The 3,032-nt window shown below is 39.5% G+C and carries 4 protein-coding genes and 1 pseudogene; all 5 read left to right on the forward strand.

Going from position 1 to position 3,032, the window contains the following annotated elements; translation table 11 throughout:
- Window positions 1-487 (forward strand): peptidylprolyl isomerase (locus Q1V93_RS05945; RefSeq protein WP_367183771.1); only part of this gene is annotated, 487 nt, incomplete at its 5' end.
- Window positions 488-615: 128 nt separating this feature from the next.
- Window positions 616-1,266, forward strand: coding sequence for a porin family protein (locus tag Q1V93_RS05950; protein ID WP_300662769.1), 651 nt, complete (start codon window positions 616-618; stop codon window positions 1,264-1,266).
- Window positions 1,267-1,401: 135 nt separating this feature from the next.
- On the forward strand, window positions 1,402-2,088 hold the full coding sequence (locus Q1V93_RS05955; protein WP_300662771.1) for a porin family protein: 687 nt from the start codon (window positions 1,402-1,404) through the stop codon (window positions 2,086-2,088).
- Between the two features lie 65 nt (window positions 2,089-2,153).
- The gene (locus Q1V93_RS05960) at window positions 2,154-2,807 is read left to right on the forward strand and encodes a porin family protein (RefSeq protein ID WP_300662773.1); all 654 of its coding nucleotides are present in this window, start codon (window positions 2,154-2,156) and stop codon (window positions 2,805-2,807) included.
- 17 nt (window positions 2,808-2,824) lie between these two features.
- A pseudogene (locus Q1V93_RS05965) lies at window positions 2,825-3,032 on the forward strand (alpha/beta hydrolase); the annotation flags it as partial.

Below are 3,032 nucleotides of genomic sequence, written 5' to 3' on the forward strand. Positions count from 1 at the left end.
GGTGGTTTCCTTGCATTACAAGTTGACCAATCACAAAACAGGTGAACAAATTGAGGAAACATCTGAAAATCAACCCATGGAATTCTTGTATGGAGTGGAGCGTATTATTCCTGCATTCGAAGTGAACATTCATGGTTTGAAAGCAGGTGACGCGTTTGAATTCTCCATCCCTTCTGCAGAAGCATACGGTGATAAGCAAGACGATCATGTAGCACTTATCCCGGTTTCCGTATTTTTTGATGAGTCAGGAAAGATAGACGAAACACAGATCAAAGTGGGAGCAATTTTGCCTATGACAGATAACGAGGGAAATCATTTAAGAGGAACTATTCTGGAGATTACTTCGGAAAATGTAACCATGGATTTCAATCATCCATTGGCTGGAACAGATTTATTTTTCCAGGGAACAATCCTTGAAGTTCGCCAGGCAACGGCTGAAGAAATTGCTCACGGGCATTCTCATGGCGCACACGGACATCATCACTAAACAAGCGATCACAGGCTAAACTGGAATTAGTCTGGCTCGTTTTTTGTATCATCATTTATAAAAAAGCCCGGAAAAACAATCTTTTTTGGGCTTTTTAGATTGACCAATTGCTACATAAACGAAATCGTATGAATCTAAAAATCACCCTTATTGCTCTGGTTTTATCAACCGGAATTAACCATTACACAGCGGCTCAGACATCCAAACACGAAATTGGAATTCACGGAGGAGCTTCTTTATCCCACTTCAACGGATACCACGCTTCAAAATTATACAACAGACCAAATTCCGGTTTTTATTATGGAATCGGATACCAATGGAACACCAAAGGTCACTTTTCGCTGCGAACGGAATTCAACTCCGAAAGAAAAGGAGCCATCGACCAGGCCAATAACTCCCCCAGCTCCAGAACAATTCTCGACCTGGATTATTTCACCTTACCAATCCTCAGTCAATTTCACTTCGGAAAGAAAGTGCAGTATTTTTTTCAATTCGGCCCTTATATCAGCTATTTAAGTCAGGTTTCCAAAACTTATCCCAAGAGCGACTTTTATAATTATTCACAGATATTTATGCGTTATGAAGCAGGTGCAACTTTCGGCACGGGAGTTTCTGCTTATTTATCTTCACATTTCAAACTTCTTGTCGAATTCCGCTACAATCAAGGGCTCACCTACTTGTATTATCATTCAAAACACAGTTCCAGTAATTCCAATATTCGCAATTTTAGCCTGATAGGGCTTGTAGGGCTGAACTATTGCTTCGGAAAAAGAGAATAAATAATATCCCGAAGAAGTTCAAAGAACTAAAAACAAATCAGATTTTGTTCCAAATTTTATCTTTTGATTCTCTTCTGCAAACAATATTCTGGTTTTAATTCGTTACTTTACTTCATATTCTTATTGAACAATACTATGAAACGTTTCTTAATCATCTTTTCACTGATCTCAATCGGAAATCATTCCGACCTGTATGCCCAAAACAGCATGTTTGATCTTGGTCTGGAAGGTGGACCGAATTTGAGTACGATGTTGGTCAGCAGTAGCAACCCGGCATTTGATTTTGATCCGAATCCGGCAATTTTCGGTTCGGGAGGTTTTATTTTTCAATACAACTTCAAAAACTTTCTTTCACTTAAGAGCGGACTATCATATCAACGAAAAGGATATCAATCAGGTAACACCGTTTTTTCCGATGCCTCCGGAAACATTATCGGAACAGGAAAAACAAGTTCCCGTTTTGACTACCTCACTTTCCCTGTTTTGGTGAAAGCCAGTTTTGGAAAAAAGGTCAGTTTCTTTGTTAACGCCGGACCTTATGCCGGATATCTCCTGTCTAAAACGGATCGAATGAAAATCAACAAACAGGAAACCATTTATACGGAAGACTTAAAACACAGCGGGTTTAATCGCTGGGATTTTGGAATTGCGAGCGGAGTAGGAATTGCCATTCCAATCAGAACGTACTGGGTTATTTCTGTTGAAGCACGCAATTATTCTGGTTTGACGGATCTCGCTGAATCCGGTATAACTAAATGGTTGACAAACACAACCGATTTGCGTGTTGGAGTTGCTTATAAGCTGGGGTTCTATGCGGAGTAATTCAGGTTCTCCGGATTCTCCTGTTTTCATTATTTCTTAAAAAAATACTAACTAAATCACACCTAATGTATCGCTTCTTATTTCTAGTATGTTTTATTTCAATTGAAAGCATCACTCCCATTCTGGCTCAAAGCAATAAATACAACATTGGCATTGACGCAGGCCCTAATTTGAGTATTATTTTACAAGAAGGGATGAAACAACGGAACATACAGCCAATCGTATTAATTTCCGGCGGCCTCACCTTTCAATACAATTGCAAAAAACTATTTTCGTTCAAAACCGGAATCTCTTATCAACGAAAAGGAAGTCTGACACCTTCCGGTACTTTTTTCACCATTTATGGAAACAAGTATCAAACAGGAAGATTCACGAGCTATTTAGATTATTTGACCATTCCCTTTTTAGCCAGGTTCACTTTTGGAAAAAAAGTCCATTTCTTTGCCTCCTTGGGCCCGTATTTTGGCTACCTCCTAAGAGATCGAATTGAAGAATACAAATATGGAAAATATGAGTATTATGAGCCAGATATCGAGTTCCGGTATCGATGGGATTTTGGTTTTGCCGGGGGAATCGGAGTTGCCGTTCCAATCAAAAAACGATGGCTTTTTTCATTGGAAGCTTGTAATTACTCAGGAATTCTCAATACATACACAAACACCACCGATCTGCGTCTCGGAATCTCCTACAAGCTCGGATTTCGTTCGGAAAACAACTAATTACTTAACTTTTCCACATGGAAAAACCCGTTTGTTATATTTTATCCGGCTTAGGTGCTGACGAACGGGTGTTTGACAACATTGATTTCGGAGCATACAAACCGGTTTTCATTCCCTGGGAATCCGTTGATCCGGAACAATCCTTCGAATCCTACATCAAACAGCTTTCCGAACAAGTAAAGGAGTCCAATCCAATTTTAATTGGGATTTCCTTCGGTGGAATTG

Source organism: Fluviicola sp., assembly GCF_030151805.1.
In the GTDB taxonomy this organism is placed as follows: domain Bacteria; phylum Bacteroidota; class Bacteroidia; order Flavobacteriales_D; family Crocinitomicaceae; genus Fluviicola.

Excerpts from the sequence above, each read along its gene's own strand:
- Q1V93_RS05950 (WP_300662769.1), top strand. The coding sequence starts at position 616 with ATGAATCTAAAAATCACCCTTATTGCTCTGGTTTTATCAACCGGAATT.
- Q1V93_RS05955 (WP_300662771.1), top strand. The coding sequence starts at position 1,402 with ATGAAACGTTTCTTAATCATCTTTTCACTGATCTCAATCGGAAATCAT.
- Q1V93_RS05960 (WP_300662773.1), top strand. The coding sequence starts at position 2,154 with ATGTATCGCTTCTTATTTCTAGTATGTTTTATTTCAATTGAAAGCATC.